General features: G+C 62.7%; 26 protein-coding genes. 11 read left to right on the top strand and 15 right to left on the bottom strand.

The window, feature by feature from the left end:
* Window positions 1-5 precede the first annotated feature (5 nt).
* The 6 genes from AB3N21_RS04600 to pqqE all read left to right on the top strand — a co-directional run bounded on the left by AB3N21_RS04600 (window position 6) and on the right by pqqE (window position 3,937).
* The gene (locus tag AB3N21_RS04600; RefSeq protein ID WP_367934098.1) at window positions 6-689 is read left to right on the top strand and encodes a response regulator transcription factor; all 684 of its coding nucleotides are present in this window, start codon (window positions 6-8) and stop codon (window positions 687-689) included.
* Between the two features lie 102 nt (window positions 690-791).
* Window positions 792-890: a pyrroloquinoline quinone precursor peptide PqqA gene (gene pqqA, locus AB3N21_RS04595; RefSeq protein ID WP_171173089.1), complete on the top strand. Its 99-nt coding sequence runs from the start codon at window positions 792-794 to the stop codon at window positions 888-890.
* A gap of 23 nt (window positions 891-913) precedes the next feature.
* Window positions 914-1,810, top strand: coding sequence for a pyrroloquinoline quinone biosynthesis protein PqqB (gene pqqB / locus AB3N21_RS04590; RefSeq protein WP_367934097.1), 897 nt, complete (start codon window positions 914-916; stop codon window positions 1,808-1,810).
* Window positions 1,807-2,556 (top strand): pyrroloquinoline-quinone synthase PqqC, encoded by a 750-nt coding sequence (pqqC, locus tag AB3N21_RS04585; protein WP_367934096.1) that lies wholly within the window; start codon window positions 1,807-1,809, stop codon window positions 2,554-2,556. Before pqqB ends, pqqC begins: the two co-directional genes overlap by 4 nt.
* Window positions 2,556-2,831 (top strand): pyrroloquinoline quinone biosynthesis peptide chaperone PqqD, encoded by a 276-nt coding sequence (gene pqqD, locus AB3N21_RS04580; RefSeq protein ID WP_171173432.1) that lies wholly within the window; start codon window positions 2,556-2,558, stop codon window positions 2,829-2,831. Before pqqC ends, pqqD begins: the two co-directional genes overlap by 1 nt.
* Window positions 2,828-3,937, top strand: a complete 1,110-nt coding sequence (gene pqqE / locus AB3N21_RS04575; protein WP_367934095.1) for a pyrroloquinoline quinone biosynthesis protein PqqE — start codon at window positions 2,828-2,830, stop codon at window positions 3,935-3,937. Before pqqD ends, pqqE begins: the two co-directional genes overlap by 4 nt.
* Window positions 3,938-3,941: 4 nt before the next feature.
* Here the strand turns inward: pqqE and AB3N21_RS04570 are convergent, their stop codons facing one another.
* From AB3N21_RS04570 to AB3N21_RS04540, 7 genes are read right to left on the bottom strand one after another with little or no spacing between them, the layout of a single operon-like run.
* Window positions 3,942-4,538, bottom strand: coding sequence for an ABC transporter ATP-binding protein (locus AB3N21_RS04570; protein WP_367934094.1), 597 nt, complete (start codon window positions 4,536-4,538; stop codon window positions 3,942-3,944).
* Complete coding sequence (locus AB3N21_RS04565; RefSeq protein ID WP_367934093.1) at window positions 4,535-5,284, bottom strand: ABC transporter permease; 750 nt, start codon at window positions 5,282-5,284, stop codon at window positions 4,535-4,537. Before AB3N21_RS04565 ends, AB3N21_RS04570 begins: the two co-directional genes overlap by 4 nt.
* A 6-nt stretch (window positions 5,285-5,290) precedes the next feature.
* Window positions 5,291-6,256 carry an ABC transporter substrate-binding protein gene (locus AB3N21_RS04560; RefSeq protein WP_367934092.1) on the bottom strand — a complete coding sequence of 322 codons (966 nt, stop codon included), beginning with the start codon at window positions 6,254-6,256 and terminating at the stop codon, window positions 5,291-5,293.
* A 16-nt stretch (window positions 6,257-6,272) separates the two neighbouring features.
* Window positions 6,273-6,521 (bottom strand): PepSY domain-containing protein, encoded by a 249-nt coding sequence (locus AB3N21_RS04555; RefSeq protein WP_367934091.1) that lies wholly within the window; start codon window positions 6,519-6,521, stop codon window positions 6,273-6,275.
* A 14-nt stretch (window positions 6,522-6,535) separates the two neighbouring features.
* On the bottom strand, window positions 6,536-6,973 hold the full coding sequence (locus tag AB3N21_RS04550) for a hypothetical protein (protein WP_367934090.1): 438 nt from the start codon (window positions 6,971-6,973) through the stop codon (window positions 6,536-6,538).
* Window positions 6,974-6,992: 19 nt separating this feature from the next.
* Entirely contained in the window at window positions 6,993-7,964 is a 972-nt protein-coding gene (locus AB3N21_RS04545; RefSeq protein WP_367934089.1) for a YVTN family beta-propeller repeat protein, read from the bottom strand.
* Window positions 7,965-7,976: 12 nt separating this feature from the next.
* On the bottom strand, window positions 7,977-9,164 hold the full coding sequence (locus tag AB3N21_RS04540; RefSeq protein ID WP_367934088.1) for an ABC transporter substrate-binding protein: 1,188 nt from the start codon (window positions 9,162-9,164) through the stop codon (window positions 7,977-7,979).
* 258 nt (window positions 9,165-9,422) lie between these two features.
* Here AB3N21_RS04540 and AB3N21_RS04535 point away from each other — a divergent pair, with 258 nt between their 5' ends.
* Window positions 9,423-9,965 (top strand): SRPBCC family protein, encoded by a 543-nt coding sequence (locus AB3N21_RS04535; protein WP_367934087.1) that lies wholly within the window; start codon window positions 9,423-9,425, stop codon window positions 9,963-9,965.
* A gap of 5 nt (window positions 9,966-9,970) precedes the next feature.
* Window positions 9,971-10,786 (top strand): quinoprotein dehydrogenase-associated SoxYZ-like carrier, encoded by an 816-nt coding sequence (locus tag AB3N21_RS04530; RefSeq protein ID WP_367934490.1) that lies wholly within the window; start codon window positions 9,971-9,973, stop codon window positions 10,784-10,786.
* A gap of 1 nt (window position 10,787) precedes the next feature.
* Here the strand turns inward: AB3N21_RS04530 and AB3N21_RS04525 are convergent, their stop codons facing one another.
* The 7 genes from AB3N21_RS04525 to AB3N21_RS04495 all read right to left on the bottom strand — a co-directional run bounded on the left by AB3N21_RS04525 (window position 10,788) and on the right by AB3N21_RS04495 (window position 17,034).
* Window positions 10,788-11,339, bottom strand: coding sequence for a PQQ-dependent catabolism-associated CXXCW motif protein (locus AB3N21_RS04525; protein ID WP_367934086.1), 552 nt, complete (start codon window positions 11,337-11,339; stop codon window positions 10,788-10,790).
* Window positions 11,336-12,187 carry a substrate-binding domain-containing protein gene (locus tag AB3N21_RS04520; RefSeq protein WP_367934489.1) on the bottom strand — a complete coding sequence of 284 codons (852 nt, stop codon included), beginning with the start codon at window positions 12,185-12,187 and terminating at the stop codon, window positions 11,336-11,338. The genes AB3N21_RS04525 and AB3N21_RS04520 overlap by 4 nt, the downstream gene beginning before the upstream one ends.
* The gene (locus AB3N21_RS04515) at window positions 12,162-12,668 is read right to left on the bottom strand and encodes a c-type cytochrome, methanol metabolism-related (RefSeq protein ID WP_367934085.1); all 507 of its coding nucleotides are present in this window, start codon (window positions 12,666-12,668) and stop codon (window positions 12,162-12,164) included. Before AB3N21_RS04515 ends, AB3N21_RS04520 begins: the two co-directional genes overlap by 26 nt.
* Before the next feature lie 68 nt (window positions 12,669-12,736).
* Window positions 12,737-14,539, bottom strand: a complete 1,803-nt coding sequence (xoxF5, locus tag AB3N21_RS04510) for a lanthanide-dependent methanol dehydrogenase XoxF5 (protein WP_367934084.1) — start codon at window positions 14,537-14,539, stop codon at window positions 12,737-12,739.
* 123 nt (window positions 14,540-14,662) lie between these two features.
* Window positions 14,663-15,064, bottom strand: a complete 402-nt coding sequence (locus tag AB3N21_RS04505) for a cytochrome c family protein (RefSeq protein WP_367934083.1) — start codon at window positions 15,062-15,064, stop codon at window positions 14,663-14,665.
* Between the two features lie 24 nt (window positions 15,065-15,088).
* Window positions 15,089-15,919, bottom strand: a complete 831-nt coding sequence (fghA, locus tag AB3N21_RS04500; protein ID WP_367934082.1) for an S-formylglutathione hydrolase — start codon at window positions 15,917-15,919, stop codon at window positions 15,089-15,091.
* Window positions 15,920-15,921: 2 nt separating this feature from the next.
* The gene (locus AB3N21_RS04495; RefSeq protein WP_367934081.1) at window positions 15,922-17,034 is read right to left on the bottom strand and encodes an S-(hydroxymethyl)glutathione dehydrogenase/class III alcohol dehydrogenase; all 1,113 of its coding nucleotides are present in this window, start codon (window positions 17,032-17,034) and stop codon (window positions 15,922-15,924) included.
* Between the two features lie 160 nt (window positions 17,035-17,194).
* On the opposite strand from AB3N21_RS04495, the gene AB3N21_RS04490 reads away from it, so the two are divergent.
* The gene (locus AB3N21_RS04490; protein ID WP_367934080.1) at window positions 17,195-17,818 is read left to right on the top strand and encodes a hypothetical protein; all 624 of its coding nucleotides are present in this window, start codon (window positions 17,195-17,197) and stop codon (window positions 17,816-17,818) included.
* An 8-nt stretch (window positions 17,819-17,826) separates the two neighbouring features.
* Here AB3N21_RS04490 and AB3N21_RS04485 read toward each other — a convergent pair whose 3' ends face one another.
* Window positions 17,827-18,864, bottom strand: a complete 1,038-nt coding sequence (locus tag AB3N21_RS04485) for a quinoprotein relay system zinc metallohydrolase 2 (RefSeq protein WP_367934079.1) — start codon at window positions 18,862-18,864, stop codon at window positions 17,827-17,829.
* Between the two features lie 124 nt (window positions 18,865-18,988).
* Here AB3N21_RS04485 and AB3N21_RS04480 point away from each other — a divergent pair, with 124 nt between their 5' ends.
* Together AB3N21_RS04480 and AB3N21_RS04475 are read left to right on the top strand one after the other, a co-directional pair.
* Window positions 18,989-19,801, top strand: a complete 813-nt coding sequence (locus AB3N21_RS04480; protein ID WP_367934078.1) for a quinoprotein dehydrogenase-associated SoxYZ-like carrier — start codon at window positions 18,989-18,991, stop codon at window positions 19,799-19,801.
* Between the two features lie 498 nt (window positions 19,802-20,299).
* Window positions 20,300-21,535: an adenylate/guanylate cyclase domain-containing protein gene (locus AB3N21_RS04475; protein WP_367934077.1), complete on the top strand. Its 1,236-nt coding sequence runs from the start codon at window positions 20,300-20,302 to the stop codon at window positions 21,533-21,535.
* Window positions 21,536-21,671: the final 136 nt, after the last annotated feature.

Below are 21,671 nucleotides of genomic sequence, written 5' to 3'. Positions count from 1 at the left end.
ATCCCATGGCAACCCGGCTTCTCATCGTGGACGACGACCCCGAGATCACCTCGGCCCTTATCCGCGGCCTCAGCCTGCACGGCTACGAGGCTCAGGCCGAGAACCGCGCCGACCGGGCCCTGACCCGGCTGCAGAGCGAGGCGTTTTCCGGCGCCATCGTCGACGTGATGCTGGGCGCCGACAGTGGCATCGATCTGGTCAGAAAGGCGCGCGACAGCGGCGTTGCCCTGCCGATCCTGATGCTCTCGGCGCTCTCTGAGGTCGAACACCGCGCCGCCGGGCTCGAAGCGGGTGCCGACGACTATGTGGTCAAACCCTTCAGCTTCGAGGAACTGGTCGCCCGCCTGCGCGTTCAGGAGCACCGCGCACAGACACACCGCCCCGAACCCGCCCGGCTTGCCCCCGCCACCCGGACGCTCAGCACCGCGCAGGCCGAGATCACCCTGACCGAACGTGAATACGCCCTGCTTGAGCTTCTGGCCCAAAACGCCGGTCAGCCAATGCCACGCGGGGACATATTCGACACGCTCTGGTCGGCCGAGGGCTCAAGTAACGAAAACGTGGTCGATGTGTATATCGGATATCTGCGGAAAAAGCTGTCTGAGGCCGACTTTGGGTTCGAGATCAAGACCTTGCGCAACCAGGGCTTCTGCCTGCAAGGCCTCACACCGCTGCCCGAAGAGCCATGAATGTAGACCAAAGTCTAAGCCGTTCTTATAAATTAAGATTCGCCTGAAATCCGGTTTCCTGCCACGTTGGATACAGGTTTCAAATCAGTGGAGGAAACGCAGATGGCCTGGTCAAAGCCCGTGATCCGCGAAATCGAGTGCGGAATGGAAATCAACATGTACGGACCCGAACACGAGGACGATCGCGAAGTTCTGTTCTGAAAGACAATGCGTGCGGAACTCCCATGACCTTCCGCGCGCATATCCTCGGGGCCGCTGCCGGAGGCGGATTACCCCAATGGAATTGCGGATGCCTTAATTGCTCACTCGCGCGCTCCGGCAAGATCGCTTCTCAGACTCAATCCTCTCTGGCCGTCTCGGCAGATGGTGACAGTTGGGCTGTGCTGAACGCATCGCCGGACATCCGCATCCAGCTGTCGCACGCCCGGTCCCTATACCCGACCGGCCTGCGGCAGCTTCCTTTGGCTTCCGTTCTGGTTACCAATGGCGACATCGACCATGTGGCCGGTCTGCTTACGCTGCGCGAGATGCAGCCCTTCACCCTGTTTGCCACACAAGCCATCCATGATGTTCTGGCGCAGAACCCGGTCTTCGACGCCCTGAACGCCTCGGTCGTGGCCCGGACCGCCATCGCGCTCGACACCCCCTTCAAACTTGTTCCCGGCCTCACGGCAACGCTGTTTGCGGTGCCCGGCAAGGTCCCGCTCTATCTCGAAGGCGAAGAGGTGCAGACCGATCTGATCGGCGACCAGACGGTCGGCGTGGCCCTGCAAACCGGCTCCCAAAACACGTTCTACATCCCCGGCTGCGCAACCCTGAACGATGACCTGCGCAGCCGCCTCGACGGCGCAGACCTGCTGTTTTTCGACGGCACCCTCTGGGCGGACGACGAAATGCTGCGCGCAGGGCTGGGCCAGAAAACCGGCAAGCGCATGGGGCATATGTCGATCAGCGGCCCGGACGGCACCATCGCCGCCTTCGCGGAGCTGAATATCGCCCGCAAGGTTTTTGTGCACATGAACAACACAAACCCGGTGCTGCGCCCGGACTCTGCCGAACGGGCCGAGGCCGAAGCCGCCGGATGGATCATCGGTCAGGATGGAATGGAGATCACGCTATGACCCAAACCCGCGATGAATTCGAAGCCCGCCTGCGCCAGATCGGGGCCGAGCGGTATCACGACCTGCACCCGTTCCACGACCTGCTGCATGGCGGCGGCTGCACCCCCGATCAGGTCCGCGCCTGGGTGATCAACCGCTACTATTACCAGCACTCGATCCCGATGAAGGACGCGGCCTTCATGTCCCGCGTCGAAGACCCCGACATGCGCCGCATCTGGCGTTCGCGCATCGAAGACCATGACGGCACCGACCAAAACGAAGGCGGCATCCGGCGCTGGCTGCGGCTGGCCGAGGCGGTGGGGCTCGATCCCGACTACGTCGCCTCGTGCAAGGGCGTGTTGCCCGCGACCAAATTCGCGGTGGACGCCTATGTGCGTTTTGTCCGCGAAAAGACCCTGCTTGAAGCTGTTGCCGCATCGCTGACCGAGCTGTTCGCGCCCAAGATCCACGCCAACCGCATCGAAGGACTGCTGAAACACTACGACTTCGCCGACGACGCCTCGCTGTCCTATTTCCGCAACCGGCTGAAAGAGGCCCCCAAGGATGTGGCCTTTGGGCTGGCCTGGGTGCTGGATCACGCCGATACCGCCGAAAAACAGGACGCGGCGGCGGAGGCGCTGATCTTCAAGACCGACGTGCTCTGGTCCCAGCTCGATGCGCTCTGGGGGGCCTATGTCGAACCGGCCCGCATTCCGCCGGGCGCCTGGGTTCCGGGCACCGGCCTGCTGCTCCAGAGGGCCTCGTGATGCTGCCCGAGGATATCCCCGCCCTCCCCCGTGGCGTTCGGCTGCACTTTGACAAGGTGCGCGACAAATGGGTCCTGCTCGCGCCTGAGCGCGCGGTGACGCTCGACGCCATCGGCCACGCCATCCTGAACGAGGTGGACGGTACGCGCAGCTTTGGCCAGATCACCACCGCCTTGTCCGAAAAGTACAACGCCCCCGCCGACCAGATCGCCGAGGACAGCGCTGGCTTTCTGGACGCGCTGCGCGACCGGCGGTTTCTGGATGTGACCTCATGACAACCGCGCCGCCCCCCATCGCCATGCTGGCGGAATTGACCCACCGCTGTCCGCTGTCATGCCCCTATTGCTCGAACCCCATCGAGATGGCCCGGCAAGAGGCCGAGATGGATACCGACACATGGGCCCGCATCTTTCGCGAGGCGGCGGCTTTGGGTGTTCTGCAACTGCATATTTCCGGAGGTGAGCCCGCCTCGCGCCGGGATCTGACGCAGTTGGTCCGGGCCGCGCGGCGCGCCGGGCTTTATACCAACCTCATCACGTCGGGCATCGGCTTGACCGAGCGGCGCCTGCGCGAGCTGGATGAGGCCGGCCTTGATCACGTCCAACTGTCACTCCAGGGTACGACACCCGAGATGGCGGATGAAATCGGTGGCTATCGCGGCGGCTACAAACGCAAGATGCAGGTGGCCGGCTGGATCGGGGACATCGGGTTTCCGCTGACGCTCAACGCCGTGCTGCACCGGCGAAACATGCACCAGCTGCCCCGCGCACTGGAGATCGCGCAGGACATGGGCGCGCGGCGGATCGAGGTGGCAACGGTGCAGTTCCACGGCTGGGCCCTGAAAAACCGCGACGCGCTGATGCCCACGAGAGAGCAGGCGCAGGAGGCCACGCGCATCGTGACCGAGGCGCGCAAGACACTGAAGGGCACGCTGGTGATCGACTATGTGCCCGCCGACTACCATGAGGATTACCCCAAGCGCTGCATGGGCGGCTGGGGCACAAGCGGGCTCAACGTGGCCCCGGACGGGCTGGTCCTGCCCTGTCACGCCGCGCAATCCATCCCGCATCTGAGTTTCGAGCGGGTGCAGGACAAACCACTTGCCGACATCTGGTACCACAGCGCCGCCTTCAACGCCTATCGCGGCACCGACTGGATGGCCGAACCCTGCCGCAGTTGCGAGCGCAAGACGGTGGATTTCGGCGGCTGCCGCTGTCAGGCCATGGCGATCCTCGGCGATGCCGGGGCAACCGATCCGGTCTGCAGCAAGTCCCCCCACCACGGCGCGTTGCAGGCACAGGCAAACGAACATGCCGCCCAGCTGGACGCCCCGCTCGTCCATCGCGTGGCCCCCGGCGCCGCCAAGGAACCTGCGGAATAACACGCTAGTCCAGCGTTGCCCCCTCCGGCCCGGCCCGCAGACTCAGGATACGGTCCCCCAGTCGCTCTGCTTCGGTCCGGGAATGGGTCACGAACAGCGTGGCGGGCTGGTGCCGGGCAATCAGCGTCTCGGTCAGCGCCAGCATGGTCTCGGCAGTCTCTGCATCCAGCGACACGAACGGCTCATCCATGATCAGCAGTTCAGGCTGCCCGGCAACCGCCCGCGCCAGTGCCAGCCGGCGCTGCTGGCCGAGGCTGAGCTGACCGGGAAACAGCGCCTCCTTCCCCGCAAGCCCGGTGCTATCCAGCGCAGCCACCGCCTGCACTCGGCTCAACCCGGGATGCACCAGCAGCAGATTGTCGAGCGCGCTGCGCCAGAGCAGCAGCGTGGGTTCCTGAAACACAAAGGCCAGCGCCTCGGGCCGTTCGACCGCACCGTCGAAATCCGTGTCGATCCCGGCCACAATGCGCAGCAGCGTGGTCTTGCCCACCCCCGAGGGTCCGATCAACGCCACGGTTTCTCCCTTGGCAATCTCGAACCTTATAGGCCCCAGCACCGGCGTCTCGCCAAAGCGCTTGGCGCGTATGTCCACCCGGATCATGCCGTCCTCCACCGGCTGGCGCGGCGTTCCCACGGTTGCAGGATCAGCCACTCGACCAGCAGCATCACGCAGATGAAGGACAGCGCATAAACCAGCACCAGCGCCACGTCGAACAGCTGGAAATAGAGGTGGATCTGAAATCCGATGCCCGACGAGCGGCCGAGGAACTCGACCACCAGCACGATCTTCCAGATCACCGCCACGCCTGACCGCGCGGCACCGGCGATAAAGGGGGCAAGCTGCGGCAGGATCACGTGGCGCATCCGCGTCGCCCATGGCATGCGATAGACCTGCGCCATGGCGTCCAGATCACGATCCAGCGCCCGCCCGCCTTCGCGCACCACGGCGGCCACATTCGGCACCTTGTTCAGCGTCACCGCAATGATCGCGGCCGCCTCGGTCAGCCCGATCCACAGGTAACACAGCACGATCAGCACCAGCGCGGGCAGGTTCAGAAAGATCACCAGCCACGGGTCGAGCCAGCGGTTCAGCCGCTCTGACCGTCCCATGGCCAACCCGATGGCCGTGCCCAGCGTCATCGCCAGTGCAAAGGCCCAGATCACCCGAAACAGCGTCGCCCCAAGATGCCGCAGCAACTCGCCCGAGGCCAGTTCCTGCGCCGCGAGCGGCGCCAGTGCCCAAGGCTTCGGCAGGATCTGCGCATCATCCGTCAGCAGCGCCGCCACGACCCAAAGCGAAATCAGCCCCGCGATCGACAGTACCGGCGTAAGGCGCGCATCCTGCATCCGCGCTTACTTCACATCCGCAAAGAGACCCTCGGGCATCGATGTCGCCTCACCCACCAGCTCGGCCCCGCCCAGTTCAGCCATCAGCGCCAGCATCCGGTCCGCCGCCGCCGCATCCACCGGACCGCGCGCGGGGATGCCTGCGATCCAGTCTGCCTTAAGCTGATCGAACTGCGCGTCCGTCTTGGCGTTCATCCGGGGGCGGATCGCCTCCCACGCCGCATCTGAACCTGCCAGCATCTCCTTCGCCTCGCGGCTGGCCTCAAAGAAGCCCTGCGCAAGATCGGGGTGTTCGTTCAGAAAACTCTCCTTGAAGTAATAACCCAGCAGCGGCGTATCGGTATCCAGCCCCAGCGCCTGCCCCGCCTCTTCGACCGAGATCAGTTCCTTCATGCCCGAGGCTTTCATCTTGGCGAGGAAATGCCAGAAGTTGATGGCACCCGCATATTCGTTGCCCAAGGCCGATTTGAAGATCAGCGGCGGGGCGCCATAGACCTGCTCGGTCTCGGCCTTCAGGTCGAGGCCGTATTCCTGCTGTGCATAGGCCCGCAGGATCAGCCAGGACTTGTCCAGCGGCCCGCCTGCAATCCCGATCTTGCCGCCCGCCAGATCGCGCAGGGTTCCTGCAGAGCTGTCTTCGGGGACCACCACACCGCCGACCGCCCTCGAATAGGGGATAAAGACATAATCCTTGCCCGCCGCCCGCTGCCGCGCCACCCAGATCCAGTCGGCCACGGCCATATCGGCCTCGCCGCCCTCAACCGCGATACGGGTGGCGCCGTTGTCGGCATAGGGCTGCATATCCAGTTCAAACCCGTGCTTTTCGTCCAGACCGTTTTCGGTGATCGTGGCCAGCTCCCAGTTCACCGTGCCGATCTTGAGAACCGCCGCCCGGATCGTCGGCAAGCCCTCGGCCCACACGGGGCCGGCCAGCAACGCCAGCGCGGCAAATAAGGGCTTGAGCGCTCTCATGGCTTCCCCTTCCTTGTCATTCCTCCCGGCGGCCAACCTCATTGAGGTCCTTGTCCAGCTCGATATCGAACTGCTTGCCGCCCTTGCAGATCACGTCGTCCAGCTCATATCCGCCCTCTTCGACCTCGATATCGTCCGGGTCCATCTGGCATTCGATCGAGGCCAGATACGCCTCGATCTTCTCAACGGTCTCGGCGTCCACCTCGCCCTCGGCAAAAGCGGGCGCGGCGACAAGGGCAGCGGCAAGTACAACGATCTTCTTCATGGTCGGTCCTCCGGTCATTGAATGCTGATGGTCACGCTCTGCGCATCGCCGGTCGAGCCAGGGATGCGGATTTCATGGCTGCCGGGCTTGATCGCGATAAAGGACAGCTCGGCCACGCCGGCCTTGTCGAACTCGATACTGTCGATGGCCATGGGGCGGATTTCGATCTTGTTGATGACGATCTCGTTCATCCAGATCGCGCGAAAGAAATCCGGCCCCTCGACCGCCAGCTCCGCCGAGCCGTCGGCAGTGATCTCAAGTTTGTAATAGGCCCCCGATTGCAGCACCGCGTCCTCGCCCAACGGCTGGCCCGAGGCCAGCGTCAGCTTGATCGTCTCGCCCCGGTTGCACTTGGCCAGCAGCCCGGCAAAGCCCAGATCGTCACACAAGGGGGCCGCCGCTACCGGGCCCCCGATCATCGCGGCCAGCGCCGCTGCCATAAGTCTCTTCATCCTTATCCCTCCCCTTGGATCAGTCGATTGTCACCACGCCCCAGGGCTGCTGACCCACCTGCACGGATCGAACCGCCTTTTCCGCGGCCACATCGATCACCGTGATGTCGTTTGAGTTGCCGTTGGTGGTCAGCAGGTACTTTCCGTCCGGCGTGAAATCCAGCTGCCAGACACGCTGACCCACAAGGATGTAGTCCAGCACCTCAAGGCTCTGCGCATCCACCACGGCCACCCGGTTCGCGGGCCCCAGCGCCACGAACAGCCGCGTACCGTCCGCCGTCACCTTGGCGCCAACCGGCTGCAGCCATTCCGGCAAGACGCCGGGCACCTCGAACCCAATCTTGCCCACGACCGAAGGCGTACCATCCTCGGCAATGTCCATCACCGTGACAGTGCCGCCAATCTCGGAGGTAACGAACAGGCGCGTCCCGTCCTTGGTGTATTGCGCATAGCGCGGGCGCTGATCGACCAGCACGTTGTGCTTGATCTGGTAGTCCTCGGTCGAGATGAAATGCGCCATGTTGGTGGTCTCGGACGTGTTCACCACGAACTTGGCATCCGGGCTGATCCCCATCCCCTCGGGCTCGACCCCCACCGGCACCTCGGCCAGGATGGTGCGGGTTTCCGTATCGGTCACGGTCACCAGATTGTCGTCCTCGTTGGCGATGTATAGACGCTTGCCTGCAGGTTCGATCACGAACAACTCAGGGTCCGGTCCCGAGGGCAGGCTGGGCAGCTCCTCATAAGTTTCGGTGTCAAAGACCCGCACGATGTTGTCGTCCGAGGCGCAGACATAGAGCTTGGTGCCATCCGGGCTGACCGTGATACCGCGCGGACGGTTGCCGCCGAAGAACTCGGTGATGACCTCCCAACTGTCGGTATCGACCACGGTGATCGTGTTGCCGCGCTCGTTCGACACAAACGCCTTGCCTGCATGTCCCGGCCCGGCAATCAAGCCAGCAAGAGCGATGGAAAAAACCAGGGATTTCATGCGCATCTCCATTTATTCAAAGGCCGTGCACCCGGATTCCGGACCGTCGAGCCCCATGGTGTCGAGCGGTGAGGTCTGGTGCAGAAACCCCTCCTGCGGGCTGACACTGACCGTGATCGAGCCGTCATAGAGCAGGATCGGCTGCCGCAACTGCCCGTTCCAGTCGCGGAACGTCACCTTCTGCCCCTTGAACGCGGCCAGCCCGAATTCCTCCGACAAGACATAGTCGCGCACCCCGTCGGGCTCGGCGGTGTTGGCGCGCGTCACCGCCTCGCCCACAACGCGCAGGGCAAGCCAGGTGTTGTAATCCTCGGGCCGGACATAGCGCCCTGCCAGTTCCTCGAACCGGGTCTGGAACTGGGTCGCCCCCCAGGCCTCATGCGCGCCGTGAAAGGCGACCGGGCGCAGACCGCCCGCGCCCATGACGGGCCGGGGTGTCCAGATGTGATACGAGAGATACCGGGCGAAATAATCCGTCTCATCCGCCGCAATCACCACGTCATGATCGCTGGCGTCCTGCGTGTCGAGCGGCAGTTGCCGCTGCACCAGAACATGGCCCGAATCCGTCCGCCGCGAGCCCCCGGTATCCTCAAAGGTGCGATCCTCGACGATCCTGGCCCCAAACTTGACCGCCGAACGCCGGAACGCCTCGGCCAGCGCCACATCCGCGGGATTCGAGCCCGCAATCAGGAACCAGTCGCCCCATTTCTTCCACACCGCGAATTGCGCCACCGCATCCGCGTTCATCGCACGCGATGGCGCGATATGCAGCAGGTTGCCCCGGCATTCCCCGTCCCGCAGCGCCGTATCGGGGGCGGTTGCGTTGAACACCAGCGCACCGGCCTCGGCCGCCTTGTCCGTCAGGCGCAACAGATCCTCGGCATTCGCAAGGACAACCACCAGCCGAACCCCATCGGCCAGGATTTGGTCCAGCGCCGCATCCGCCTGCTCGGGCGGCGCTGCGATATGCGACGTTTCATAAGTATGGCCAAGGAAACCGCCGGTGGTGCCGTTATCCTCATCCGCCAGCACCGCCCCGGCAAATCCCAGATCGTCCGGGCGCAGGTCATAGCGCGAGATCGGCAGCAGCGTCTGATAGTCTACCCGCAGCACCGCCGCCTTCACCTCGACCGCAGCCGCCGAGATGGCCGACGCACACCAGATCAGGGCCGCGAATAGCGGCGTAAGGCGGTTACGCAAGATGTCCTCCCACAGCCCGCCCCGGCCAGGCGCGGGCTTTCCCTTTTATCAGCGGCTCAGGGCTCGGATTGGAACCGATACTTTTGGCCGTGTTGTAAAAGAAACCCTAGCAGCTTCATCATTAACCTCGATTCTTATTTTATAAGAATGGACGTATGCGACTGATCTTGCTTCTGTTTCTCGCGCCATGTGCGGCGGGACGAGACAGGGCGGGCAACGCGATTCAAACACGCCGATCTTCACGGAGGAAAAGGATCGATGATACGAAGGACGTTTCTCGCGGCACTGGGGCTGGCGCTGTTCCCGGCCTGGGCGCTGGCACATGGCCCCACCCGGCAGAAGATCACGCTGACCGCTGAGGTCGCCGCAGCCCCGGATGAGGTCTGGGCCGCCATCGGCGATTTTCAGGACATGTCCTGGCACCCGGCGGTGCATGCGACCACGGGCGAGAACGGCAACGACATCGACGCCACCCGGGTGCTGACCCTGGGCGAGGAAGGCGGGCCTACGATTTCGGAAGTGCTCTATAAATACAGCGCCGACGCGATGAGCTATTCCTACCGGATCACCGATGTGAAGGTCGAGGTGCTGCCGGTCACCAATTACTCCTCGCATCTGACCGTCAAACCGCGCGACGATGGCGGGTCGCTGATCGAATGGCGCGGGGCCTTCTACCGCGGCTACCCCAACAACGACCCGCCCGAAGAGTTGAACGATCAGGCCGCGATTGCAGCAGTGACGGCGGTGTATCAGGCCGGGCTGGACGCCCTTGTGGCACGCTTCGGCGCGGCGGGCTCATGACCGTGCTGGCGAAAGCTTCCGTCGTCGCCGCGCTGATCTGCGCCATCGGCCTGCCTGCCTTTGCCTCAAACGAAGCCTGGGACAATATCCGCGTGCAGCTTTATGGCGACCGCACGCTTCTGAACGGCGACAAGGTGATCGCCATCGACGCGCCCTACCGCACGCCGGACGATGCGCGCACCGAACTGGCCGCGCAGGTGGTGGCGCCCGAGGGTCTCAACATCGGCAAGGTGACACTGGTTCTCGACGAAAATCCGATGCCGGTCTCGGCGGTGTTCGAACTGGATGTGCCGCAACCCAGCTTCTATTTCGACGTGACCCTGCGCGTGAACGGCCCGACGCCGCTGCACGTGATCGCCGAGACCACAGACGGCCGCCTCTGGGTCTCGGAGACCTTCGTCAAGACCTCCGGCCTTGGCGCCTGCGCCGCACCACCGGGCACCGACCCCGAGATCGCCATGGCCACGCTGGGCCAGATGCAGGTTGAGGTCACTGGCAGCGCCCCGGCGCTGAGCGTCGGCGGACGCCTCGCCAATCTGGGTACGCGAGCGAACCGGATGGACGTGGACATCTCTCACCCGTCCCACTCGGGCATGCAGATGGACCAGATCTCGCTGCTGTTCATTCCGATGCGCTATGTGGAATCGGTGGATATCGACCTGGATGGGGCCGGGTATGTCGAGATGACGGGCTCGATCTCGCTGTCTGAGAACCCGCGCGTGGGCCTGTCGGTGCCCAGCCGGTCACGCTCGGTGGATGTGACGATGACCGATACCGACGGAACCGTCAGCCATCTCCACAAGGACCTCGCTGGATTCTAGATTATCCCTGCTGCGAAGGCTGCGGCTCCAGCGGCTCAACCCGTTCCAGCGGATAGTCCCAGAGCTGCCAGCCATCGGTCCCTTCGGGGAACCAGAAAATGTCGGAATAGCCCCATTCGATGGCCCGTTTTGCGGCATTCCAGCTCATCCAGCAATCCTCGAGGCAAAAGATCACCACAGGCCGGGACAGATCGCCCTCGGTAACCTGCTCCAGGCCGCGCCGGAAGTAATCCGCCGTCACATCGGCAATCGCTCCGTACCCCACATTGGGCAGCCAGATCGCCCCGGGGATGCTGTTGCGCGGCTTGTCGCGCCAGATCGTGCCTTTGGGCAGATTGGCGGGCTTGGGCGCTTGCGGCAGCACGTCGATAAAGCCCACACCGCCATCCTGCCAAAGCTCATGCGCCTCTTCCGGGCCAACCGTCGTGCCCCCCGCGATGCTGGCCGGGACCGGCGCGCGATAGTGATCCATGCGGTAGTCGTCCGGCTCGGGCACGGTCTGCGCCACCGCCGCCTGCGCCGTCACCAGCAAGGCGGCCAAGACACGGTTCATTGCGACGGCTCCAGAACCTCGGTGCCCAGATCGCTGACCAGCGGCACGCCCGCCTCGGCCAGCAGGGCATTGATCTCATCCTGATTGCGCCGGATCAGCGAGTTCAGCTTGCGCTGCCAGACCTTCTCGCCATGCCGCACGCCCATGGTGATGCGGAAAAACAGGCGTGGGGGCCGTTCCTCGCGGATCAGCGGGATCACCTTGAGCCCCGGATACCCCTCCTTGACCAGCGGCCCGCCCAAGGGCCCCCACAGGATGGCCGCATCAATCTCACCGGAATTCAGATCCTCCAGCATGTCCACCGCGGGGCTTTCCACACGGCGGTCGACAAACAGGTTATACGGTCTGGCCGTCGCGATCAGCCCGTTGCGCGCCATATGCGCCGAGGGCGGCGTGCCCGCGATGACCCCGACGCGGCGGCCCTTGAGGGCCGGATCTCCCAACGTCTCGACACCCGCAAGATCGCCATCAGCCGGCACGATCAGAACATAGACCGACGTGTAATAGTGGTTGGTGTTCAAAACCAGCTCATGGCCCTGCGCATAGCCCATCACCACGTCGCACTGTTTGGCCGCCAGCGTATTGCGGATGAACCCGGTGGCTTGCGGAAACCAGGTGTATTGCACCGGCAAGTCCAGCTTTGCCGCCATCAGCTCGGCCAGCTTGTTTTCATACCCCGTTTCATCCTGGGACGAGACCGGGTCGTTGGCCGGATCGGCACACACCCTCAGCGCGTTCTGCGACACCAGGTCCGAGGTTTGGGCATCAGCGGGACCTGCCTGAAAGATTGCAAGCGTCAGAATGGCAAGGACGGCAAAAGCCCTACGTGCCGAGGCAGGCATTTTCATCTTCACGGATCACATCCGATTTCTTTTCCTTCTTCGGCGGACGCCCGCGCGGAACAACCTCCGCACCGCGTGCCTTGAGGTAGACATAGATGTCATCGAGATAACACATCACGTTCGGGTTCTCGCCGAACCCGGGCATCACCGATTGCTCGGCCGCGCTCACCTTCTGGATGCCATTGGTGACCACGTCGACAAAATCGTAATAGTCCATATCGATGGCCGACACTTTCAGCGCCGGGGCATAGGTCGATCCCTCGCCCTCGGGCCCATGGCACACATGGCATTCGGAATGATACCGGCGAAAGCCGGAATAGGTCAGCCAGTCCACCGTCCCGTCCTCACCGATGTTGTAGGTCGGGATATCGTCATCGGTGTAATACCGCCCATCCTCGGAATAGGCGGCGGTCAGATTGTCGGCTGTCGTGGCAATCGGAAGGCCCGTCACAAGGCCAATTGCAACAAGTCGTATTGCGTAATTCATGAAAGTCTCACCTGCTCTACGGGCCCGGGGCAGGCGCGGCCCGAAAGCCGCGCCTGCCCTTGTTTACATCAATTCGGCAATGCGAACACGGTCAGTTGACCGCCCAGCGCGGTATAGTCGCTGAGGGCTGCATAACCGCCCACGGCGCCCAGACCGTCATTGGGGTTGGTCAGACCGGCCGCAAGACCGATCCCGGCCCAGCCACCGACACCCGACAGGATGCCGACATACTGCTTGCCGCCGCTCTCATAGGTCATCACGTTGCCGATGATCCCCGAGGGCGTCTTGAAGCTGTAAAGCTCCTCACCGGTTTCGGCGTGAATGGCCTTCAGGTAACCTTCGAGCGTGCCGTAGAACACGACGTCACCCGCGGTTGCCAGAGCACCCGACCAGACCGAAAACTGCTCGGGGATCGACCACTTGATCTCACCCGTGACGTTGTCCCAGGCGATGAAGTTGCCCATGCCGCCATGGCTGTCCGGCGCCGGATACATCGCAAGGGTCGCGCCCACATAGGGCTGACCTGCGGTGTAGGACACGCGGAACGGCTCATAGTCCATGCAGACGTGGTTCGTCGGCACATACATGAGTTGGGTCTTCGGCGAATAGGCCGCCGGCTGCTGGTCCTTGGTACCCAGCGCCGCCGGGCAGATACCGGTCGAGTTCACGTCTTCGCCGTTCTGCTCGGTCGAGTACTGCGCAACCACATAGGGACGTCCGTATTCCTCTTTGCCGGAATCCATTTCGACGCCCGTGGTCCAGTTGACCGCCGGATCGAATTTCTCGGCCACCAGCAACTCACCGGTCACCCGGTCCATCGTGTAGGCCAGACCGTTCCGGTCAAAGTGGGTCAGCAGCTTGCGCGTTTCGCCACCAAATTCCTGCTCCGTCAGGATCATTTCATTGATGCCGTCATAGTCCCACTCGTCATGCGGCGTCATCTGGTAGAACCAGCGCGCAATGCCGGTATCGATGTCGCGGGCCATGATGGTCATGGACCAGCGGTTGTCGCCCGGACGCTGCGCCGGGTTCCAGGTCGAGGGGTTCCCGGTACCGTAGTACATCAGGTTCTCTTCCAGATCCGCCGAGTACCAGCCCCATGTGGTGCCGCCACCGATCGTCCACTGGTCGCCTTCCCAAGTGTTGGTCCCGGAATCCGCGCCAACCGGCTGACCCAGATGCGTGGTTTTCTCCGGATCAACCAGGATGTCCGCGTCCGGTCCCATGGAATAGGCGCGCCAGACCTGATCGCCCGAGTTCATGTCATAGGCCGTCACCGACCCGCGCACACCGAACTCACCCCCCGAGATGCCGACGATGACCTTGTCCTTGATCGGCAGAACGGTCGCGGTGTTGGTCTCGCCAATGGACGGATCGCCATTCTGGACCTCCCAGACGACCGCACCGGTCCCGGCATCCAGTGCCACCACCTTGGTGTCGGCCTGATGCAGGAAGATCTTGCCCTCGGCATAGGCCACACCGCGGTTCACGGTGTCACAGCACATCACCGGAATGACGTTCGGGTCCTGCTTGGGCTCGTATTTCCACAGGATCTTGCCGTCATTTGCCAGATCCAGCGCATAGACGATGTTGGGGAATGGCGTGTGCACATACATTACGTCCCCGATCACCAGCGGCGAACCCTCGTGCCCGCGCAGAACGCCGGTCGAGAAGGTCCACGCCACCTGCAGATCGCCGACATTCTCGGCAGTGATCTGGTCAAGCTGCGAATAGCGCTGGTTCTTGTAGTCGCCCGTCTGGATCGCCCATTGTGCCGGGTTCTCCATCTGGGAAATCAGATCGTCGTTTGCGAACGCCATCGTGGCGGCACAAAGGGCGATCCCGGAAGTCAAAAGCATCAGCTTTTTCATTCGTGCTCCTCCCTTGATTGCGACGCAAGCGCCGCGGTGATGCACCTGATCCGGGATAGGGTCAGGTGCCGTTTTATGCCTGTCCGCCACATCCTCCCCGTGGCAGGCAGGCAATCCCCTTGGTCACGCCCCCTCCTCGGCAAAGGTCGCGAGATACGCAATCACATCCGTTCTTTCAGCTTCCTTGCGCAGACCGGCAAAGGACATCTTGGTGCCCTTGGCATAGTTGCGCGGCTTTTCGAGAAACGCGGCCAGCTCTTCGGGCGTCCAGACCTTGCCCTCGTCGGCCAATGCCTTCAGAGCGTCCGAATACTTGAAGCTCTCATCGGCGGCGACCGCCCGGCCGATGATGCCGTTCAGCATCGGGCCTACCTTGTTTTCGGCGCCTTCACCCACGGCGTGGCAAGCTTTGCATTTGCGAAAGACCTTTTCGCCCTTGGCCGTATCGCCTGCGACTTCGCCGTCGGCCAGCGCCAGTACCGGCAGAAGCGTCAGGCAGGTTGCTGAAATGAGCGTCTTAATCACGAAAACCCTTTCCTTGCTGTTTCGTCAGCACAGCCGCGCCGCGTGCCACGCGACATGGTCTTGTGCGAAGGTGTTCACGAAGAAATACGAATGGTCATAGCCCTGCTGCAGGCGCACCTGCCCGGGCTGCCGCCGCTTGGCCATCATGCCCGCCAGCGCCTCGGGCTTGAGCAGGTCCAGGAACTGGTCGCTGGCGCCCTGATCCACCAACAGATCCCCTTTCCAGCCGTACTCTTCCAGCAGCAGCGTCGAGTCATGCTCGGCCCAGCTGCTTTCATCGTCGCCCAGATAGGTGCTGAGCTGCTTGCGACCCCAGTCGGACTGGGTCGGATGTGCGATGGGCGCAAAGGCCGAGAGTGAATCGAACAGCGCGGCATTGCGGATGGCGATGGTGATCGCCCCATGCCCGCCCATCGAATGCCCGGTGATGCCGTGGCGGTCCTGCACCGGCAGATTGTCGATGACGATCGAGCGCAGCTCGCTCACCACATAGTCATACATGCGGAAATTCTGCCGCCACGGATCGCGCGTCGCGTTGACGTAGAACCCGGCCCCCTGGCCCAGATCATAAGCCTCGTCATCGGCCACCTCCGTACCGCGCGGCGAGGTGTCGGGAAACACCACGGCCAGCCCGTATTTCGCGGCATGTTCCTGAAGCCCGGCCTTGGTCATCGCGTTTTCATGGGTGCAGGTCAGGCCCGACAGGTACCACAGCACCGGCACCGGCCCATCCTTGGCCTTGGGCGGCAGGTAAACGGCAAAGGTCATCTCGCACCCGCAGGTGTTCGAGCTGTGGCGGTACACCGTCTGGATGCCGCCAAAACTCCGGTTTTCCGAGATGACCGTCAGATCCATGATCAGAACTCCACCACCGCGCGGATGGACTTGCCCTCGTGCATCAGGTCGAAACCGTGGTTGATCTGGTCGAGGCTCAGCTTGTGGGTGATCATCGGATCGATCTCGATCTTGCCGTCCATGTACCAGTCCACGATCTTGGGCACATCGGTCCGCCCCTTGGCGCCGCCGAAGGCGGTGCCGCGCCAGACCCGGCCGGTCACCAACTGGAAAGGCCGCGTTGCGATCTCGGCGCCAGCCGGGGCCACCCCGATGATGATGCTCTCGCCCCAGCCCTTGTGCGCGGCTTCAAGAGCGGTGCGCATCACCCCAACATTGCCGGTGGCGTCAAAGGTGTAATCCGCCCCGCCGCCGGTCAGCTCGACCAGATGCGCGACCATGTCGCCCTCGACATTCGAGGGGTTCACGAAATCGGTCATGCCGAAATGCGTGCCCATCCCGACCTTGTCGTCGTTCAGGTCCACCCCGACGATCTGGTCGGCACCGGCCAGCCGCAGGCCCTGGATCACGTTCAACCCGATCCCGCCCAGGCCAAAGACCACGGCCCGGCTGCCGATCTCGACCTTGGCGGTGTTGATCACCGCCCCGATCCCGGTCGTCACACCACAGCCGATGTAACAGACCTTGTCGAACGGCGCGTCCTTGCGAATCTTGGCCAGCGCGATCTCGGGCACCACCGTGTGGTTGGCGAAGGTCGAACAGCCCATGTAGTGATGGATCGGCGTACCATCCAGCATCGAGAACCGGGTGCTGCCATCCGGCAACAGGCCCTGCCCCTGCGTCGCCCGGATCTTCTGGCACAGGTTGGTTTTCGGGTTCAGGCAATACTCGCATTCCCGGCACTCGGGCGTGTAAAGCGGGATCACGTGATCGCCCACCGCAAGGCCCGTCACGCCCTCGCCCACCTCCATGACGACCCCCGCGCCCTCGTGGCCCAGGATCGAGGGAAAGATGCCCTCGGGGTCCGCACCCGACCGGGTGAACTCGTCCGTATGGCACAGGCCGGTCGCCTTGATCTCGACCAGAACCTCGCCCGCCTTCGGACCGTCAAGCTCAACCTCCATGATCTCAAGGGGCTGGCCCGCAGCCATCGCCACCGCAGCTCGTGTCCTCATGCAGTCTCCTCCCCAGCACCGGTGCTTCACGGACACCGATTGTCGGAAACGAGTATGGAGGCAGGCCCATATGCCGAACAATTGAGACAATGGTGTGTATTGGGGCGAATGGACTCGGCCCCTACCCTTCGACATAGTTGGCAGCGTGGAGGGCACGCCGATGTCGAAAACCGGACCGTTCGCATTTGCGCTGGCCGCAATGGCGCTGGCCGCACCGGTGCAGTCTGCGGATTTCTCCGATCCCACCTGGCCCTGCATACAACGCAAGGTGGAACAGCTTTCGCTGGGTCTGATGTGGCCGTTTCCGGTCGATCCGGCCTTGCTGGACACAGATAAAACGCTGCGCGACGACGTCGCGGACCTGGCCGACGCGCTGGCCCTGCGACGGGTCGAGCTTGAGGATCTGCGCCCGCAGGTCGAGGCCTTTGCCACCCAGTACAACGGCGATCCCGCCATTCTCGGCCTGGTCTTCGACCGCGTCTTCAACGGTCTGTCCAAACGCCGCGGGCGAATCATCAAGGGAATTGGCGAGTTTTCGCTGAGCCAGATCGCCTTGGCCGAACAGATCGACGCCACCCGGCTTGAAATGGACACCGCCCTTGCCGCCACCGAACCCGATTTCGACAAGATCGACAGCCTGGAAGAGCGGCTGGATTGGGATCAGCTCATCTATACGGACCGGCAGCGCTCGATCACCTATCTGTGCGAAACACCCCAGATCATCGAACGCCGCCTGTTTTCCATTGCGCAGATGTTGCAGCAGGTGGCACAGGATCAGGGCTGAGCCTGCGGCTATTCCCACTCCAGTTCGGTAAAGGCCACGGTCGCGTTGCGCGGATTATAGGCCTCGAACAGCTCCCACAGCGGGGCCTCGCTCTGGGCGATCCCCTCGACCGCCTCGCCCAGCCGCTGGCCCGCGTCGATGGCCGCGCGGGTGTCAGCCTCCAGCACGTCGAGATACCGTTGCTGATCCGTCCCGCCTGCGGGCCAGTCCAGCACGGGGCCACCGTGACCCGGCACAACGCGCGCAATCTCCAGCCCCGACATCTCCTTCAGTACCGCCTGCCAGCCCAAAAGCCGCCCGTCGAGCGCCGGTAAATGCCGGTGAAACACCAGATCGCCGGCAAACAGAGTGCCTGTTTCCTGGTCCAGCACGGTCAGATCGGCCCCGGTATGCGCCATGGGCCAGGCCCTTAACTCCAACACCCGCCCGCCCAAATCGATCTCTGCCTTGTCCTCGACCGTCACATCCACCGGCACCGCCCCCGCGCCCAGCATGACCTCAGGCCCGATCAGCCGCTCAAGGCTTTCGACGTAATTGTCCCGCCGATCCGCAAAGGCGCGCGGCAACGCGGCGTGTCCAACCACCGTGGCCCCGCCCCGGACCAGCGCGGATGCGCCCAGCACATGATCGGGATGCATATGGGTCAGGATCACATGGCTGACCGGTTTGTCCGTCCGCGCCCGGATCGTCCGCCACACGCCCTCACCCATCCAGGGCGCAGTGCCCGCGTCGATCACCGCCACGCTCTGGCCGCCTACCACGAAACCGATATTCGACACATCGCCGCGATTGGCCCGGTTTGGTTCCTCGATCAGACCCATATGGACAAAGACGCCCTCGGCCACCTCTTCGAAATCCAGCACTTCACCCACCGGCTGACAAAACGGCGCGCCATCGGCCTCAAGCCCCGCGTTGACAACCGGAGGCCACGCCGCAAGCGCAGCTAGGCACAGCGCTTCGGTCGGCGCCTCGTAACCGGGCAGCAACTGGTCCCGGCACGGTCCGCCAGCTACGGTCAGACAGACGGCAATCACAGCTTCGAACATGGCGAAACCTCCCCGGCCACAGCCTGCCACACGCAACCGTGAACACCATGCAGCCTTTGGTCGGAGTATATTTTCCCCGGTTTTTATGCCATATGAGAACAAATGTCATACGGGAGGAGATGATATGGCCTCAAGACTCGTATGGATCGCAGCCGCGACATCGCTTCTGGCCGCGCCCCTGTGGGCGGGCGGGTCGGTAAAGAACCCGCTGACGGAAAGCGCCACATGGCAGGATCTGCGAGGCGACATCGTGGGCGACGTCCAGATCGGCAGCGCCGATACGCTGCTGGCGATGGATGCCCCGTATCGCGCCCATGATGCGGCAACCGTTCCGGTTGTACTCAAACAGCTCGACCCCGACACGCCGATCACGGCGGCAACCGTGGTGATCGACGAAAACCCCGCGCCGGTCGCGGGCGTCTTCACCTTCACTCCCGCAATGGGACAGCTGGATTTCGAGCTGCGGGTGCGCGTTGACCAGTATTCCAACGTGCGCGTCATCGCGGAAACGCCGGACGGGCTGCACATGACCGGTCGGTTCGTCAAGGCCTCCGGCGGATGCTCGGCACCGGCCACGAAAGATCCCGAAGCGGCACTTGCCTCGATGGGCAAGATGAAGCTCCGGCTGTTTGACGGCGACACGCAGATGTCGACGCCGCGCCGCGAAGCCCAGATCATGATCCGCCACCCGAACTATTCCGGGCTGCAACGCGATCAGATCACCCAGCTCTTCATCCCGGCCCATTTCATCGACCATCTCGAGGTCTGGCAGGATGATGAGTTGCTCTTCACCATGGATGGCGGCATCTCGATCTCGGAAAACCCGGTCTTCCGGTTCTCGTATAACGACAACGGCGCAACCGCGCTGACCGTCAAGGCCACGGATACCGAAGGCAACACCTTCGAAAGCGTTCTGCCCAAGGCTTCGCAGACCTGACAACCGGCCAATACCTGTCGTGGCTTGAGATTACCGGCGCTTGAGCGCGGGGATACCTGCCGCAAACTCGCTATGCGGAGACACAAATCGGCACCCTGAGACCAATGGCCGGAAAGACAGGCAAGTGGAGTGAACCCGGCATAAGTTGTCGGATCGCATCACCTGGCGACACAGCGGCAAACCTCCGAAAGCCAATCACGGCCAGAAAAACACACGTTCTCCACACTGTGCGAACGGCAGTTGAGCGGACCATACAGTCATTGGAGTTCTCATCAAAACAGTGGAATCCAGCGTCACTTCATAAATCAAATCTGACTAGCCAAGATTGGATGGCGACATGCATTGCCCATTAGCCGAATGCCTTTGGCACGTTTCAAGGGCGGGCTTGGGGTTGCGAAATGACTGCATGGAATATGCAATGTGCTTAGACTTCATAAAACAGCCCCCTACGTGAAGGCGCGGGCAATTTGATCGAACTGATCGCTGGAAGAGGACGATATGGCAGCTCCAACACTCGAAAACTGGGAACTGACGGCGGCGCTGAAGGATCTCACGGACTGGTTGATTCAGCAGGGTCTTGAAAACACCCCCGTCGAGATTTGGCTTGAGGCGTGCTGCAACCGGCTGGTCGCGGCGGGCATCCCCTTGCAGCGAGCAAACATCACCATGCGCGCCCACCATCCCGAGATTGGCACAGTGGCCTTTCGCTGGCATCGCGATGGCGAAAACGAACGCGTGGATTTTCGGCGCAGAACCGATGCACCGGAAGAATACTTGCAGAGCCCGATCTACTATCTTCTGAACAACAATATTGAGGAAATCCGGCAAAAGCTGTTCGTCCCGGATCCTGCGCTGAATTTTCCCATCTTTGATGAGCTTCGCGACCGCGGGGCCACCGACTATTTTGCCGCAAAGCGAATGTTCCTTCGCCAGGATAACGCGGCCCCCGTAGACCCGATGAACGCCGAAGAAGGCGTGATCATTTCCCTTGCCACGGACGCGCCAGGCGGTTTCAGCGACGCCCATCTCGACGGGTTACGCCAGTTATTGCCTCCTCTTTGCCTGACCCTCAAATGCGGGGCAAACCGGCTGATGGCCGAAGACATCACGGCGGCATATTTGGGCCGTGATGCCAGCAAAAGGGTTCTGTCCGGTGATATCACGCGCGGGTCCTCTCAAACGATCCCGGCAGTGATTTGGTATTTCGATTTGCAGGGGTTTACCAAACTGTCCGAAACCTTGCCCGGCACCGCGATTATCGAAATGCTCAACGACTGCTTTGCCGAGGCCGTGGATGTGGTCGAACGCTACGGTGGAAACGTTTTGAAGTTCATGGGTGATGGGATGCTTGCCATTTTCGACATGGATCAGATACCCGATGCCCGACGTGTTGCAATTGACGCCGCTCAGGAGTTGCGCGATGCATTTGTCTCGTTGAACGAACGGCGCGCAACGGACGGATTGGCAACCACGGGCTTTACCCTTGCTCTCCACGCCGGCGACGTCCTCTATGGGAACATTGGCGGCAAAACGCGGCTCGATTTCACCGTCATTGGCCCGGCGGTCAATACAACCTCACGTATCCTGGGTATGTGCAGCGCTGTCGATCAGGCCATTGTGATTTCCGCCAAGGTCGCGGCCCCATTGCTGGAAAGCGTTCCCGATCTGGTGTCTCTTGGTCAATATCGCCTCCGAGGGGTCCGCGAACGTCAGGAACTCTTTACACTGGATTGAGCGCTGCCATAGGCCGTGTAGATCGAAGGTCTGGACAGGGCTCGAACTGACATTTGCACCGACCGGATTTCAATCTCAGCAATGTGAGCTTGTCGCAGATAATCTCAAGCCCTGACGAGTACCGGCCAAACCAACC

Source organism: Ruegeria sp., assembly GCF_040830605.1.
Classification (GTDB): Bacteria; Pseudomonadota; Alphaproteobacteria; order Rhodobacterales; family Rhodobacteraceae; genus Ruegeria.
The sequence above is the reverse complement of the archived record's forward strand: the minus strand, read 5'-3'. Positions and strand labels throughout refer to the sequence as shown.

Coding starts and splice junctions, on each gene's coding strand:
- AB3N21_RS04495 (WP_367934081.1), bottom strand. CDS start 17,034: ATGAGGACACGAGCTGCGGTGGCGATGGCTGCGGGCCAGCCCCTTGAG.
- AB3N21_RS04600 (WP_367934098.1), top strand. CDS start 6: ATGGCAACCCGGCTTCTCATCGTGGACGACGACCCCGAGATCACCTCG.
- pqqB (WP_367934097.1), top strand. CDS start 914: ATGACCTTCCGCGCGCATATCCTCGGGGCCGCTGCCGGAGGCGGATTA.
- AB3N21_RS04485 (WP_367934079.1), bottom strand. CDS start 18,864: ATGTTCGAAGCTGTGATTGCCGTCTGTCTGACCGTAGCTGGCGGACCG.
- AB3N21_RS04545 (WP_367934089.1), bottom strand. CDS start 7,964: ATGAAATCCCTGGTTTTTTCCATCGCTCTTGCTGGCTTGATTGCCGGG.
- AB3N21_RS04565 (WP_367934093.1), bottom strand. CDS start 5,284: ATGCAGGATGCGCGCCTTACGCCGGTACTGTCGATCGCGGGGCTGATT.
- AB3N21_RS04490 (WP_367934080.1), top strand. CDS start 17,195: ATGTCGAAAACCGGACCGTTCGCATTTGCGCTGGCCGCAATGGCGCTG.
- AB3N21_RS04570 (WP_367934094.1), bottom strand. CDS start 4,538: ATGATCCGGGTGGACATACGCGCCAAGCGCTTTGGCGAGACGCCGGTG.
- pqqC (WP_367934096.1), top strand. CDS start 1,807: ATGACCCAAACCCGCGATGAATTCGAAGCCCGCCTGCGCCAGATCGGG.
- AB3N21_RS04520 (WP_367934489.1), bottom strand. CDS start 12,187: ATGAAAATGCCTGCCTCGGCACGTAGGGCTTTTGCCGTCCTTGCCATT.
- AB3N21_RS04475 (WP_367934077.1), top strand. CDS start 20,300: ATGGCAGCTCCAACACTCGAAAACTGGGAACTGACGGCGGCGCTGAAG.
- fghA (WP_367934082.1), bottom strand. CDS start 15,919: ATGGATCTGACGGTCATCTCGGAAAACCGGAGTTTTGGCGGCATCCAG.
- pqqD (WP_171173432.1), top strand. CDS start 2,556: ATGCTGCCCGAGGATATCCCCGCCCTCCCCCGTGGCGTTCGGCTGCAC.
- xoxF5 (WP_367934084.1), bottom strand. CDS start 14,539: ATGAAAAAGCTGATGCTTTTGACTTCCGGGATCGCCCTTTGTGCCGCC.
- AB3N21_RS04550 (WP_367934090.1), bottom strand. CDS start 6,973: ATGAAGAGACTTATGGCAGCGGCGCTGGCCGCGATGATCGGGGGCCCG.
- pqqA (WP_171173089.1), top strand. CDS start 792: ATGGCCTGGTCAAAGCCCGTGATCCGCGAAATCGAGTGCGGAATGGAA.
- AB3N21_RS04535 (WP_367934087.1), top strand. CDS start 9,423: ATGATACGAAGGACGTTTCTCGCGGCACTGGGGCTGGCGCTGTTCCCG.
- pqqE (WP_367934095.1), top strand. CDS start 2,828: ATGACAACCGCGCCGCCCCCCATCGCCATGCTGGCGGAATTGACCCAC.
- AB3N21_RS04525 (WP_367934086.1), bottom strand. CDS start 11,339: ATGAACCGTGTCTTGGCCGCCTTGCTGGTGACGGCGCAGGCGGCGGTG.
- AB3N21_RS04555 (WP_367934091.1), bottom strand. CDS start 6,521: ATGAAGAAGATCGTTGTACTTGCCGCTGCCCTTGTCGCCGCGCCCGCT.
- AB3N21_RS04560 (WP_367934092.1), bottom strand. CDS start 6,256: ATGAGAGCGCTCAAGCCCTTATTTGCCGCGCTGGCGTTGCTGGCCGGC.
- AB3N21_RS04480 (WP_367934078.1), top strand. CDS start 18,989: ATGGCCTCAAGACTCGTATGGATCGCAGCCGCGACATCGCTTCTGGCC.
- AB3N21_RS04515 (WP_367934085.1), bottom strand. CDS start 12,668: ATGAATTACGCAATACGACTTGTTGCAATTGGCCTTGTGACGGGCCTT.